Consider the following 12035-nt stretch of genomic DNA (forward strand, 5'->3'; position numbering starts at 1 on the left):
TTTTTAATGAGCAGCCGTTATCAGGCCGCCCCGGCCAGTTGGCCGAGCAGCTTGATCACAAACCAGCCAATCACCGCAATCACCACCGGCAAAATGTACAGCGGGAAGTATTGCAGCAAGATGGTGTGGTGCGGCAGCGTAATGCGCTCTTCCAACTGCGCACGCGTATGCCCTTCGCTGCCTTTAGCCTGTTCGAGGATCATCTGGTCTTCCAGGCCTTCGCGGATAAACTTCACCTGACGTGACATACGTGCGCCAGAGGCCTGCAGCGCCAGCCCGACAAAAATCAGAATATAAATGATGATAAACATCAGGTTCGCGCCGCTGAACAGGCTTTTTTCTACGTCCGGTACCGGCGAGTTATACCAGAAGATATTCAGGAACGGGGTGTTAAAGCGCACCATATCTACCATTACGTGAACGAAATCCAGCATTACTGCGTTGATGCCTTTGGTCTTTTCGCTGTGTTGATACACAAACATCAGCAGCGAGATCAGCGTTGACAGTAACGCAGGGATGAAAACCACCCAGCCAAGAATACGTTTTAAAATGGCAATGCGCCCAGCCTGTTGATACGTCATGTGTTCCCCTTGTAAGCGACGTAACCGTAATGGGCTAAGTCTACCTGTAGTTATTGAAACTCGCCCACCGTTTTCTTCAGCACTGCTGTGCTACAAGCGTAGCCGGGATTATCCGAAATCAACAGCTTAACGGCGAGCGCGCGTTGCCGGTAAATAGTTATATAGTTAAATCAAACCGTTTAAACAGGGGCCTTCATGATTCGGCTGATTATCTTATTGCTGGGTGCGCAAGCGCTGCGGGGGCAACGCCGCCTGCTAATGCTGTTCGGCTGGGCGTGGATCGCCGTAGGCGCGCTGATGCTGTTCGATGTACTTCAGGACGGGCGTTCGGTGCTGGCGTTGGATGCGCTGGCGGTACTGCTGGCGCTGGAGGGATTAGTGGCGATTTCCGCCGCACTGGTGATCGGCTCATCCGCCAGTCGCCCAGTGATGCTGAAGGGATTGGGCTTTTTGTTTCTGGCCTTTTTAGTATGGGACGTGCCCGCCGACGACAACATCGTCGCCACGCTGGTGTTTGGCAGCGCGCTACTGCTTGACGGTGCGGTTCGCATTGCTTCTTCTACGGTGATCCAGCACAGCCGCTGGAAACCGGTCGCGCTGGCGGGCAGCGGCGAAATACTGCTTTCGCTGATGATTTTTATTGGCTGGCCGGTGCCGCATCGGATGACGGTTCCTTTTTGTATCGGCGTGATGATCCTGCTTTCCGGCTGGGCACTGTTACGCATTGCCCGCAGGCTGGAAAGCTTCTCGCTAAATCAGAACCCGCAGTTAGCCACGCAGCCGCAAACCAATGACGCTAATCCGCTCAGGGTGTATGTCTGGACACCGACAGGATCGGCAAAAGATGCCCGCAGGCGTTACATCGTCGATCGCTATATCGCGGCGGTGGACGGCAGCGGCAATATATCCACTGGCCATGCCGCCCTGGCGTTGGCACCGGACGTGTATATCAGCCACTATCCGCTTAACGAAATCAGCCAGTCTGCACAAGATTTCCGCCGGCTATTGCACTCCGGCGAACAAAACAACGTCGACGGACGCTTTCTGCCCGATTTGCAACAGGAAGTGGCAGCCTGGTGCCCCCCGGACAAAAGAATACAGTTTCGCCGTTACAACTCGACGGCATTACGCGCCTTCTGGCAGCGTTATCGTCAGGATGCCACTTACAATCTGACTCGTCGCAACTGCTCCACCACGGTTATTCAGGCGCTCGATAGCGCGCTGGAAGGCGTACTGGGCGATAAACATCTGTGGCGGCGTTTCCTGTTGCTGATACTCGATCCCAACCTGTGGATGTTGGCGGTGCTGCGCAGCCGTGGCGAAAGCATGACCTGGACACCGGGGTTGGTGCTTGATTATGCCCGCATGCTGCAACAGGTCACCGAACGCCAGCATCAGCGCTGGTGGCTAAAAGTGCAGGAGATGTGGCGCATCCTGCGTTTCGGCAAGGCTCAGCCACGCAGGCAAAAATTTTAGTCTCAACGCCGGCGATGTTAAAGTGTCGGGCACATTCACCGGCAGGAGTTAACCGATAATGGCCTATTCGCAACGCATTGAAACCGCTATTTTTGATATGGACGGTTTATTGATCGATTCAGAACCGCTGTGGCTACAGGCAGAGCTGGATATCTTTGGCGCACTGGGGCTGGATTTGTCAGACCGCCACAAACTGCCGGATACTCTGGGTTTGCGCATCGATCTGGTAGTGAAGATGTGGTACCAGGCCATGCCGTGGCAAGGGGTGTCGCAAGAAGAAATCTCTGCGCGTATTATCGAGCGCGCCATCGAGCTGGTGCGTGAAAAACGCCCCCTGCTGCCTGGCGTACAACAGGCGCTGGAGCTGTGCCGCAGCCTGGATCTGAATATTGGCCTGGCCTCCGCCTCACCGCTGCACATGCAACAACAGGTGCTGCAGATGTTTGACCTCGAAGGCTACTTTGATCAACTTGTCTCCGCCGAGTACTTGCCTTACAGCAAGCCGCACCCGGAAGTGTACCTGATCGCCGCCGAGCGCCTGGGCAGCGATCCCCTGCGCTGTATAACGCTGGAAGACTCGTTCAACGGCATGATTGCCACCAAGGCCGCGAGGATGCGTTCTATCGTGATCCCTGCGCACGAGTATCGCCATGATGGCCGTTGGGCGCTGGCCGACCACAAGCTCGATTCCCTTGAGCAACTGACCTCCGATCATCTGGCCTGATTTTTACGGCATCGGCTTAATGCCGGTGCCGCTAACCTGACTTCTCCCGCCTTTTCGTTGCTTAAGTTCAAAATCTGGCTGCACGTCATAAAATAAATAAAACATTATTTCATTTTTATTGAGTTACTGTAGCGGCCTCATTATGCTGCAGTTCAAGAAAGTCGCCGGACGTTAGGCACAGGCTGTCACTGCCACGCAGCCTTACGCTCTCGTCCGGCGCTTTCTCCTACGCCCATCCCCTTACCGCAGAAAAAGCGTACAGCACTTGGCCATTTAAGTAACAAGCCGTTGTAAAACCGGGAAAAATAAACAATTGGTTACAGGGTAACTGCTTCCACTACTGGGAATTTTCCCATATACTGGATAAATTAACAGTTTATCAGCCGGAACAGCAGTATGACCGCGGAAGGACATCTTATTTTTTCTGTCGCTTGCGCGATTTTCGCCAAGAAGGCCGAGGTGACCCCAGAGCTGGCAACGGGCGACTGGTGGCACATCATCCCTGCCGCGCTGTTGACCTCACTGCTGCCCGATATCGATCACCCCAAGTCGGTACTGGGCCAACGGTTGCGCTGGATTGCCATTCCGATATCGCGCGCCTTCGGCCACCGCGGTTTTACCCATAGCCTGCTGGCGATCGCCGGCGGCATGGCGTTGTTCCAGCTTGACGTGCCGCGCAGTTGGCCGATTCCGGCCGACGTCTTGCATGCCATGATCATCGGTTACTTCAGCCATCTGCTGGCGGATATGCTCACTCCCGCCGGCGTCCCCTTACTCTGGCCATGCCGCTGGCGTTTTCGTCTGCCGCTGCTAAATTCTCAGAAAGGCAATCAGCTTGAGCGCGCCCTGTGCCTGTGTCTGGTGGCTTTCGCTATCTATTGGCAGGGCGGATGCACCATCCCAGTGCAGTCTTATTTTGAGCAAATAAAAAATATCAGACTGTGATCACATAAAAACGGACACTTAATAACCGCAGAGTGCATAAATTAAACAAATTTACGCAATGAGTTATATCAAATTCCATTTGGATATAAGTGAGCCGTTAAGCAAACTGTTACGATATTTAGTATCGCTACGCCATGGTGCATAGCCATTTTCATATAAGAAAAAATTTTGGAGACATTGGGGATGAATTTTCCGCTGGTTATTAACGTGGTGATTTTTGTCGCCCTCCTTTTGCTGTTGGCGCAAAGCCGCCATAAGCAATGGAGCCTGGCGAAAAAGGTACTGGTCGGCCTGGTCATGGGTGTGGTGTTCGGTTTGGCACTGCAGCTGGTGTACGGTTCGGACAATCCGGTACTGAAAGAATCCATCAGCTGGTTCAACATCGTCGGTAACGGCTATGTGCAACTGCTGCAAATGATTGTCATGCCGCTGGTCTTCGCCTCGATTCTGAGCGCGGTCGCCAAGCTGCATAACGCCTCTTCCCTGGGGAAAATCAGCTTCCTGACTATCGGCACCCTGTTGTTCACCACGCTGATTTCGGCGCTGGTGGGCGTGCTGGTAACTAACCTGTTCGGTCTGACCGCTGAAGGCTTGGTGCAAGGGGCGCAGGAAAGTGCGCGTCTGTCCGCAATCCAAAGCAACTATGTGGGCAAACTGGCCGACCTGACCGTACCGCAGATGGTGCTGTCCTTCATTCCTAAAAACCCGTTCGCCGATTTGACCGGTGCCAGCCCTACCTCAATCATCAGCGTGGTAATCTTCGCGACCTTCCTGGGTGTGGCGTCGCTGCAGCTGCTGAAAGACGACAAGCCAAAAGGTGAGCGCGTGCTGGTCGCTATCGACACCCTGCAGGCCTGGGTGATGAAGCTGGTGCGTCTGGTGATGAAACTGACTCCGTATGGCGTTCTGGCGCTGATGACCAAAGTGGTTGCAGGCTCTAACGTTCACGACATCATCAAACTGGGTAGCTTCGTCGTGGCTTCATATCTGGGTCTGGCGATCATGTTTGCGGTGCACGCTGCCCTGCTGGCCTTCACCGGCGTTAATCCGCTGAAGTTCTTCCGCAAGGTATGGCCGGTCATCACTTTCGCCTTTACCAGCCGCTCCAGCGCCGCCAGCATTCCGCTGAACGTGGAAGCGCAAACCCGTCGTCTGGGCGTACCGGAATCCATTGCCAGCTTCTCGGCCTCGTTCGGCGCCACCATTGGCCAGAACGGTTGTGCAGGCTTGTACCCAGCGATGCTGGCGGTGATGGTGGCCCCAACTGTCGGGATTAACCCGCTGGACCCGGTGTGGATCGCGACCCTGGTCGGTATCGTCACCATCAGCTCCGCCGGTGTAGCCGGCGTGGGTGGCGGCGCGACTTTCGCTGCGCTGATCGTACTGCCGGCAATGGGTCTGCCAGTGACGCTGGTTGCCCTGCTGATCTCCGTTGAACCGCTGATCGACATGGGCCGTACCGCACTGAACGTCAACGGCTCTATGGCGGCAGGTACCATCACCAGCCAACTGATGAAGCAAACAGACAAGTCCATTATGGACAGTGAAGACGAAGTGGAACTGGCTCACCAGTAAATCTCGTCGGCAATAAAAAACCGGGGCTTGTTCGCAGCCCCGGTTTTTTTATATCTGCAATCCACTCAGGGCCGTTCGCCCGCCGCCAGTCGCTGATTGATTTCAGCAATCACATCCGGCAGTTGTGCCAATGTATCAATCACGTAGTGCGCACCGGCGGAATACAGTTTATCGGTTGCCAAAGCGCGCCGCTTGTTAACTTCCGACTCACTCATTTGTTGGTATTCCTGCCAGGTAGCCCCAAACTCGTTACCCGACAGCGCCAGCCCGATGCTCCACATGCCTGCATTCAATCCTTCGCTGATACCCGGCACTGCATCATCCACTTTCACACAGTGCGCCACCGAATCGATACCCAGCGTAATCACGTTTTGCAGCGCCATCCACGGGCCTGGACGCCCACCAGCGGCCAAATCGTCAGTCGCAACCCAGTGATCCGGCGCGTAACCTCGCAGCGCTGCTGCCGGCGCCAGCACTTCCATCACCGCCCGCGGATAACCCGAACAGGAACCTATCTTGATGCCCTGCTCACGCAATGCAGCAATCACCTGTGGCACACCCTCAATCGGATCGGCAAAGTCGACCACCTTGGCAATTTGCAACGGCATAAAAGCCTGGTACAGCGCGTCAATGTCCTGATGGCTCATGGAGCGGCCCAACTGCTGCCGCCAACGCGCATCCACCTCGGGCAATTTGCCCAAAGCCTCAATGTGCTGCCATTTGCCCAACCCCATCGGAATGCGCGCCTCCGCCAGGCTGATGTCGATATCAAAGGTCTGCTTAAAGGCTTCAACAAAAATCTGCGTTGGCGCAAAGGAGCCGAAATCTACCGTGGTGCCGGCCCAGTCGAGTATCACTGCGTTAATCTGACTCATGCTCATCCTCATTGCTTCCAGTACATTGCCTGCCCGACCGCGGCCAGCAAACGTTCGATATCCTGCGGGTAAACTTCGCCGATATTGCCAATGCGGAAGCAGTCGCTCTGCGATACCTTGCCCGGATAGATGACAAAGCCCTGCTGTTTCAGGCGCTGATAGAACTCGGTAAAACGGTAAGTGTCGGCCTTCGGGGAATAGAACGCGGTGATGATAGGCGAGTGCAAATCATCCTCCAACAAGGTTTCGAACCCCAGCGCGCGCATCCCAGCCACCAGCCGCTGCTGGTTTGCCCGGTAACGAGCGTGGCGGGCATCGATCCCCCCTTCTTGCTCCAGCTCGCGCAGCGCCTGAGCAAACGCCAGCACCGTATGCGTCGGCGAGGTAAAGCGCCATTTGCCGGCGTTATCTTCCATACAGCGCCACTGGGCATACAGATCCAACGACAGCGAACGCGAGCGCCCAGCGCACTTATTCAGCTCATTGCGGCGGGCAATAACAAAGGCGAAACCCGGCACGCCCTGAATGCATTTATTGGCCGAGCTGATCAGATAATCAATGCCCAGCGCATCAACATCCAGCGGAATACCGCCGAAACTGCTCATCGCATCCACGATCAGGGTTTTGCCATTTCGCGCCGCCAGGCCTGAGACACGCTCCAGCGGATTCAGCATTCCCGTGGTGGTTTCACAATGCACCATGGCGATATGACTGATGCCTGCATCGCCTTTCAATACCGCCTCCATCGCCTCAACATCCGGCTCATTCACTTCACCACAGTTGAACGCATAGTGATTGATGTCCATCAACCGGGCCATTTCGAGCATCCGCGCACCATAAGCGCCGTTATTGACGATCAGCAATTTGTCCTGCGGCCCCATTACCGTGCCCAATACCGCTTCGACCGCAAAACTGCCGCTGCCTTGCAACAACACTGAGGTGTACCCCGTTGACCGAGTCGCCAGCGCCTCGAGCTTCTGACGAATGTTCTGCACCACGCCCAGGTTGTAATCTTCATCCCAGGTACAGCTATCGAACAGCATCGCTTCCTTCACCGTTTTTGAGGTGGTCAACGGGCCAGGGGTTAACAGCAAATAATCGTGCTCAGACATTTCATTCACCCAATTGGTCTATACCAGATGAGTATTATACTGACCGCAACCCGGCCTTCGGGTCAAACGCCAACCGCAGGTGAAACAAAAAATTCATCTGGGCATGTATACCCCAAATAATTCGAGTTGCTTGTAGGCGGCAACTGAGTGAATCCCCAGGAGCTTACTCAAGTAAGTGACTGGGGTGAGTGAAGGCAGCTAACACCCAAGCCACTTGAAGTATGACGGGTATATAATGAGCGCGTGCCCTAATGCCATAGCGAGATGAAATGAAAGAACATCTGGGTGAGTTGCCCCACTACCTGCAAATCAAGGAACAGCTACAGGCGCGTATCACTCGCGGCGCGCTGCAGGCCGGCGATAAGCTGCCTTCCGAACGTGAACTGTGCGCCATTTTCTCTACTACTCGTGTCACCGTACGGGAAAGCCTGGCGCAGTTGGAAGCCACCGGTGCCATCTACCGCGCCGACCGCAGGGGTTGGTTTGTTACGCCGGAAAGGTTGTGGTTGGATCCGACGCAGAACACCAACTTCCACCGGTTGTGCCAGGAGCAGGGGCGCACGCCGCGCACTGAGCTGTTGTCCGCCGAAAAAACCGCGGTGCCACTCGACGTAATGCGACCATTAGCGCTGGAGCCAAATGACCCAATTTATCTGCTGCGCCGCGTACGCTATGCCGACGGCCGGGCTATTTGCTATTGCGAGAACCACTGCCTGCCGCAGCGGGTGCCTGAATTGCTCAACCAGGATCTTAACGGCAGCCTGACCGAGATTTATCAGCAACGGTACAATTTGATTTACCACCGGATGCACCTGTCGTTTTACCCTACCGCCCTGCCATACGCCGCCGCCACTGCGTTGGGCGCAATGGTTGGCCTGCCCGCACTGCTGCTACGTCGGTTAAACTACGACCAGCACGGGCGAATTCTCGATTTTGATATCGAATACTGGCGACATGACAGCCTGCGCATTGAGGTCGATACGCTGTGATCTCTGCACTGTGCCAAACAAAAAAGGGCGCCGCCGGTAAATGGCTGCGCCCTTGATTTGGTCAACTGACGGGATCAGTACGGGTAGTCGTGATAGCCCATTTGCTCAGAAATGTTGCGTGCGGCGGTGTGCAGACGTTTGACATAATCTGCCCTGGCATCTTCAGAGTAACGAATCGACGGGAACGAAATGCTCAGGCCGGCGGTCACTACGCCAAAGCGGTCAAATACCGGCACCGCAATACAGCGCAGCCCTTCTTCTTGCTCTTCGATGTCCTCACCCACACCCTGTTCACGCACTTGATCCAACAGCGACAGCAGCGCCCCGGCATCGGTCAGGGTGTTCGGCGTGCTGCGGGTAAATTCAATCTGCGACAGAATTTGCGCCACTTCCGCCCTATCGCGCCACGCCAACAACACTTTACCGATCGCGGTACTGTGCAACGGGTTACGCCGACCGATGCGTGAATACATGCGCAGGTTATATTGCGCGTCGATTTTATGGATATAGACAATGCTGTCTTCGTCCAGCGCCCCAAGGTGAATGGCTTCCCGGGTGTGATTCGACAGTTCACGCATTTGAACATCTGCAATACGAATCAGATCGACGTTCTGCAACGACTTGGCACCCAGTTCAAACAGCTTGAGCGTCAGGGCATATTTTTCCGTTTCCCCTTCCTGCGACACATAGCCCAACGACTTCATGGTCTGAAGAAAACGGTATACGGTACTTTTGGACATCATCACCCGCTGGGAAAGCTCAGTAATGCCAATCTCACGCTCCTCGCCCAGCGCCTGCAAGATACCGAATACCTTCAGCACGGAGGAAACCGCATCCGGTTGTTTATCTGGATCTGCGTTCACCATAGTCAAAATCCTACCCAGCTTTTGTGTTTTAAGAAATTTGAACAAGGGTTTCAGTATACGCGGTACCGCAGAAGACACGCAATCGGGCTGGGCTGAATGCACGCTGGGATCTCATCGGTTATTACAATTGAACGGAAAACTGTGGATGCAATCGCAGACGAACATGATTAGCATGGTAATACTCCCCCGGATTAATACCTTCGAGATCAACATGCGTTCTTGTACCGACGGCCTCCCCGTCCCGCAGCGCTATGGGGCAATCCTCGCCATTGCCCTCGGCATTACCGTTTCCGTGCTCGATGGCGCAATCGCCAACGTGGCGCTGCCGACTATCGCCCGCGATCTGAACGCCAGCCCGGCCAGCTCCATCTGGGTGGTGAACGCCTATCAGTTAGCCATCACCATTTCCCTGTTGTCGCTGGCCTCGTTCGGCGATCTGATTGGCTATCGCCGCATCTATCAGGCCGGTTTGCTGGTCTTCAGCGTGACCTCACTGTTTTGCGCACTGTCCGACTCGCTGACGACGCTGACTATTGCTCGCGTGCTTCAGGGGTTTGGCGCCGCCGCCATCATGAGCGTCAACACCGCACTGATCCGCATTATCTATCCGCAACGTTTTCTCGGACGCGGTATGGGCATCAACTCGCTGATTGTCGCCTTTTCTTCGGCCGCCGGGCCCACGGTGGCAGCGGCAATCCTCTCGGTGGCCTCGTGGCAATGGTTGTTTGCCATCAACTTGCCGATCGGCATTGTGGCGTTGCTGCTGGGGATGAAATATCTTCCCGCCAATAGTCAGAAGAGCACCAATCAGCGTTTCGACCCAACCAGTGCGGTGATGAACGCCCTGACTTTCGGGCTGCTGATCACCGCCATCAGTGGCTTTGCCCAGGGCCAGAGCCTGACGTTGATTTTCAGTGAAATCGCCGCGCTGCTGGTCATTGGCTTCTTCTTTGTCCGCCGCCAGCTGCGCCAGGAATTTCCGCTGCTGCCGGTAGACCTGCTGCGTATCCCGATTTTCGCCCTGTCGATGGGCACCTCAATCTGTTCCTTTACCGCACAAATGCTGGCGATGGTTTCGTTACCTTTCTTTCTGCAAGGGACGCTGGGCCGCGATGAGGTCGCCACCGGGCTGTTGCTGACCCCCTGGCCGCTGGCGATTATCGTCATGGCACCATTGGCCGGGCGGCTGGTGGAGCGGATCCACGCCGGATTATTGGGTTGTATCGGCCTGGCGGTGTTTGCATTGGGGTTATTCTTGCTGGCATTGCTGCCGCATAACCCTTCCGATCTGGATATCATTTGGCGCATGGTGCTGTGCGGCGCCGGCTTCGGGCTGTTTCAATCGCCCAATAACCACACCATTATTTCCGCCGCCCCGCGCAACCGCAGCGGCGGCGCCAGCGGCATGTTGGGTACCGCCCGCTTATTGGGGCAGACTTCCGGTGCCGCACTGGTGGCACTGATGTTCAATTTGTTCCCCACTTCCGGTACCCACGCTTCGTTGATTCTGGCCGGTACCTTTGCCACGCTGGCGGCGGCAGTCAGCAGCCTGCGCATTACCCAACCGCGTGCGCAAGCGGTAGAAAACCGTGAGCAAGCCAAATAGCAGGCATAAAAAAAACCCCGGCAAGCCGGGGTTTTTTACGTTCTTTGGGTTACTTCAGGTACTGGCCTGAACGCAGCGCTTCGATACGTTTATCGAGCGGCGGGTGAGACATGAAGAGTTCGCTGAACGACTTGGATTTGCCGTTAATGCAAAACGCCATCATGCTGCCTGCCTCCTGCGGTTCATAGCTGGTTTTCAGCCGTTGCAGCGCCGCGATCATCTTCTCGCGGCCCACCAGTTTGGCTGAGCCTGCGTCGGCGTAGAACTCACGGTGACGCGAGAACCACATGGTGATGATGCTGGCCAGGATACCGAACACCAGTTCCAACACCATCGACACGGCAAAATAGATCATCGGGTTGCCGTTACCTTCCCCTTCACCGTCACGGTTACCCAGGAAGCCGGCGGCCACCTGCGCAATCAGGCGCGAGATAAAGATCACGAAGGTGTTCACGATACCCTGAATCAGCGTCATGGTCACCATGTCACCGTTAGCGACGTGACTGATTTCATGGGCGATAACCGCCTCCGCTTCGTCACGGCTCATGCTCTGCAGCAGACCGGTACTGACGGCGACCAACGAAGCGTTGCGACGCGCGCCGGTGGCGAAGGCGTTAATGTCCGGTGCGTGATAAATAGCGACCTGCGGCATGGCAATGCCCGCCTGCTGCGACTGACGACGTACCGTTTCCAGCAGCCAGTTTTCGGTTTCGTTACGCGGCTGTTCAATCACTTCCCCGCCAACGGAGCGCAGCGCCATCCATTTGGACATCAGCAGTGAGACAAAAGAACCGCCGAAGCCGAACAGACCGGCCATGATCATCAGGCCCTGAACGCTACTGGATTGGATTCCTGTCAGGCTGAGCACCAGCCCGAAAACCAACATCACCGCCAGGTTGGTGAGCAGGAACAGAGCTATACGCATCATAAAATGTTTACTTCCTCATAAATGTTAACAAAACGCTGCCTTGGATACCCTAGATCGTATGGGCATTCATCACAGTTTCAAGAGTTGTACGCCATTAACCTACTAAAAATACGAAACTTTACAAAAACGGCGCTTCAGCAATACTCCTCAAATTGTAAACGATTGTTGCGTAAAGCGGCGAGTTTTTATGGGAATTTTATCTGCGACCCAATCCGATCAACCGAACAAAATTCCGTCCCCTGCACAGGAAGCAAAGTGTCCGCCAGCCCCAGCCGGTAAGATTTACGTCACAAAGCGCTACCCTTACCGTCGCTCCCTGATCTATTTCCTCGCCGGCGGCGACTGGGCTTACGTAATC

At 55.3% G+C, this 12035-nt stretch carries 11 protein-coding genes; 6 read left to right on the plus strand and 5 right to left on the minus strand.

The genetic code is table 11. The features are described 5' to 3' along the window. Positions 1–20: 20 nt before the first annotated feature. Entirely contained in the window at positions 21–581 is a 561-nt protein-coding gene (locus AC1RKC_RS03100; protein WP_020826563.1) for a YniB family protein, read from the minus strand. A gap of 195 nt (positions 582–776) precedes the next feature. On the opposite strand from AC1RKC_RS03100, the gene AC1RKC_RS03105 reads away from it, so the two are divergent. The 4 genes from AC1RKC_RS03105 to AC1RKC_RS03120 all read left to right on the plus strand — a co-directional run bounded on the left by AC1RKC_RS03105 (position 777) and on the right by AC1RKC_RS03120 (position 5301). After that, positions 777–2057, plus strand: coding sequence for an HdeD family acid-resistance protein (locus tag AC1RKC_RS03105; RefSeq protein ID WP_020826562.1), 1281 nt, complete (start codon positions 777–779; stop codon positions 2055–2057). A 58-nt stretch (positions 2058–2115) separates the two neighbouring features. Then, positions 2116–2781 (plus strand): hexitol phosphatase HxpB, encoded by a 666-nt coding sequence (gene hxpB, locus AC1RKC_RS03110; RefSeq protein WP_493092137.1) that lies wholly within the window; start codon positions 2116–2118, stop codon positions 2779–2781. Positions 2782–3177: 396 nt separating this feature from the next. Beyond that, positions 3178–3726, plus strand: coding sequence for a metal-dependent hydrolase (locus AC1RKC_RS03115; RefSeq protein ID WP_020826560.1), 549 nt, complete (start codon positions 3178–3180; stop codon positions 3724–3726). 183 nt (positions 3727–3909) lie between these two features. Then, complete coding sequence (locus AC1RKC_RS03120; RefSeq protein ID WP_020826559.1) at positions 3910–5301, plus strand: L-cystine transporter; 1392 nt, start codon at positions 3910–3912, stop codon at positions 5299–5301. Between the two features lie 65 nt (positions 5302–5366). On the opposite strand, the gene phnX is transcribed toward AC1RKC_RS03120, so the two are convergent. Both phnX and phnW read right to left on the minus strand, forming a co-directional pair. Further along, positions 5367–6176 (minus strand): phosphonoacetaldehyde hydrolase, encoded by an 810-nt coding sequence (gene phnX, locus AC1RKC_RS03125; RefSeq protein WP_020826558.1) that lies wholly within the window; start codon positions 6174–6176, stop codon positions 5367–5369. A gap of 8 nt (positions 6177–6184) precedes the next feature. Continuing rightward, the gene (gene phnW, locus AC1RKC_RS03130) at positions 6185–7288 is read right to left on the minus strand and encodes a 2-aminoethylphosphonate--pyruvate transaminase (protein ID WP_493092136.1); all 1104 of its coding nucleotides are present in this window, start codon (positions 7286–7288) and stop codon (positions 6185–6187) included. 269 nt (positions 7289–7557) lie between these two features. Here phnW and phnR point away from each other — a divergent pair, with 269 nt between their 5' ends. Beyond that, positions 7558–8277 carry a phosphonate utilization transcriptional regulator PhnR gene (gene phnR / locus AC1RKC_RS03135; protein ID WP_122079031.1) on the plus strand — a complete coding sequence of 240 codons (720 nt, stop codon included), beginning with the start codon at positions 7558–7560 and terminating at the stop codon, positions 8275–8277. Between the two features lie 74 nt (positions 8278–8351). Here the strand turns inward: phnR and kdgR are convergent, their stop codons facing one another. Then, the gene (gene kdgR, locus AC1RKC_RS03140) at positions 8352–9143 is read right to left on the minus strand and encodes a DNA-binding transcriptional regulator KdgR (RefSeq protein ID WP_020826555.1); all 792 of its coding nucleotides are present in this window, start codon (positions 9141–9143) and stop codon (positions 8352–8354) included. A 211-nt stretch (positions 9144–9354) separates the two neighbouring features. On the opposite strand from kdgR, the gene AC1RKC_RS03145 reads away from it, so the two are divergent. Then, entirely contained in the window at positions 9355–10749 is a 1395-nt protein-coding gene (locus AC1RKC_RS03145) for an MFS transporter (RefSeq protein WP_261286690.1), read from the plus strand. Positions 10750–10798: 49 nt separating this feature from the next. Here AC1RKC_RS03145 and htpX read toward each other — a convergent pair whose 3' ends face one another. After that, positions 10799–11677: a protease HtpX gene (gene htpX / locus AC1RKC_RS03150; RefSeq protein ID WP_020826553.1), complete on the minus strand. Its 879-nt coding sequence runs from the start codon at positions 11675–11677 to the stop codon at positions 10799–10801. Positions 11678–12035 lie beyond the last annotated feature (358 nt).

The sequence above is a fragment of the Serratia sp. GW822-FHT06E05 genome (genome assembly GCF_058799445.1).

Excerpts from the sequence above, each read along its gene's own strand:
- kdgR (WP_020826555.1), bottom strand. The coding sequence starts at position 9,143 with ATGGTGAACGCAGATCCAGATAAACAACCGGATGCGGTTTCCTCCGTG.
- phnX (WP_020826558.1), bottom strand. The coding sequence starts at position 6,176 with ATGAGTCAGATTAACGCAGTGATACTCGACTGGGCCGGCACCACGGTA.
- phnR (WP_122079031.1), top strand. The coding sequence starts at position 7,558 with ATGAAAGAACATCTGGGTGAGTTGCCCCACTACCTGCAAATCAAGGAA.
- htpX (WP_020826553.1), bottom strand. The coding sequence starts at position 11,677 with ATGATGCGTATAGCTCTGTTCCTGCTCACCAACCTGGCGGTGATGTTG.
- AC1RKC_RS03105 (WP_020826562.1), top strand. The coding sequence starts at position 777 with ATGATTCGGCTGATTATCTTATTGCTGGGTGCGCAAGCGCTGCGGGGG.
- AC1RKC_RS03145 (WP_261286690.1), top strand. The coding sequence starts at position 9,355 with ATGCGTTCTTGTACCGACGGCCTCCCCGTCCCGCAGCGCTATGGGGCA.
- phnW (WP_493092136.1), bottom strand. The coding sequence starts at position 7,288 with ATGTCTGAGCACGATTATTTGCTGTTAACCCCTGGCCCGTTGACCACC.
- AC1RKC_RS03100 (WP_020826563.1), bottom strand. The coding sequence starts at position 581 with ATGACGTATCAACAGGCTGGGCGCATTGCCATTTTAAAACGTATTCTT.
- hxpB (WP_493092137.1), top strand. The coding sequence starts at position 2,116 with ATGGCCTATTCGCAACGCATTGAAACCGCTATTTTTGATATGGACGGT.
- AC1RKC_RS03120 (WP_020826559.1), top strand. The coding sequence starts at position 3,910 with ATGAATTTTCCGCTGGTTATTAACGTGGTGATTTTTGTCGCCCTCCTT.
- AC1RKC_RS03115 (WP_020826560.1), top strand. The coding sequence starts at position 3,178 with ATGACCGCGGAAGGACATCTTATTTTTTCTGTCGCTTGCGCGATTTTC.